We start from the raw sequence: 1,221 nt of genomic DNA, 5'->3' as shown, positions 1-1,221 counted from the left end.
CCGTCGCCTTGCGCCGCGCCTACCGCCGCCAGCTGGCCGCGATCGCCCTGCGCGACCTCGACTCCGCCGAGCCCACGGCGGCCATGCCCTCGGTGGGCCGCTGGCTCGCGGACCTGGCCGGCGCCGCCGTGGACGCGGCGCCCGCCGTCTCACGGGCCGTCCTCACCGAGCGGGAGGGCCCCGTGGTGGACCGCGTGGACCTCGCCGTGATCGGCATGGGCAAGTGCGGCGCCGGCGAACTCAACTACGTCTCAGACGTGGACGTCGTGTTCGCCCACGCCGTCCGCGAGGCCGCGGACGGCGCGGACCCCGACGCCGAGGTCCCGGACGGGCCGCGCGCCGCCGCGCTCGCGGCCGAGCTGGCCGCGGGCATCGGCCGCGTGATCCAGGGCGCGGCCCCCGAGCCGGGACTGTGGGAAGTCGACGCCAACCTGCGTCCCGAGGGCAAGGACGGCGCCCTGAGCCGCACCGTGGAGTCCCACGCCGAGTACTACCGCCGCTGGGCCCACGGCTGGGAGTTCCAGGCCCTGCTCAAGGCCCGCCCCATCGCGGGCTCGCCACAGCTCGGCGAGCGCTACATCGCGGAAATCTGGCCCCGGGTGTGGGAGTCCTCCGCGCGCGACGGGTTCGTCGAGTCCGTCCGGGCCATGCGCGCCCGGGTCCTGGACACCCTCGCCCCCGCGGAGCGCGAGCGGGAGATCAAGCTCGGGCCCGGCGGCCTGCGCGACGTCGAGTTCACGGCCCAGCTGCTCCAGCTCGTGCACGGCCGTGCGGACGAGTCGCTGCGGGTGCGCGGCACGCTCGACGCGGTGCGGGCGCTGCACGCCGCCTCCTACGTCACCACGCGAGACGCGCGGGCGTTCGACGAGCACTACCGGTGGCTGCGCACCCTCGAGCACCGCATCCAGCTCGTGCACCTGCGGCGCACCCACCTGATGCCGGTCAAGGAAGAGGCCCGCCGCGTCGTCGCCCGGTCGATGCGCGGCGCCGCCGACCGGGGCCCCGCCACCGGCGAGGACCTCCAGGCCGAGTTCACGCGCGTGCGCCGCGCCGTGCGCGGTCTCCACGAGACCGTGTTCTACCGGCCGCTGCTGTCGACGACGGCCGCCCTGTCCGCCGAGGACGTGCGGCTGTCCGCGGAGGCCGTCCGCGACCGCCTGGCGGCGCTGGGCTACCGCGACCCGCAGGGCGCCCTGCGGCACATCGAGGCCCTCACGCAGG

The 1,221-nt window shown here is 76.6% G+C and carries 1 pseudogene; it reads left to right on the top strand.

Going from position 1 to position 1,221, the window contains the following annotated elements:
• Nucleotides 1-1,221: pseudogene (locus D8M29_RS12445) on the top strand (bifunctional glutamine-synthetase adenylyltransferase/deadenyltransferase); the annotation flags it as partial.

Source organism: Micrococcus sp. HSID17227 (assembly GCF_003989405.1).
Taxonomy (GTDB): domain Bacteria; phylum Actinomycetota; class Actinomycetes; order Actinomycetales; family Micrococcaceae; genus Micrococcus; species Micrococcus luteus.
Note: the sequence above shows the minus strand (reverse complement) of the source record. Positions and strands in the feature narration are given on the sequence as shown.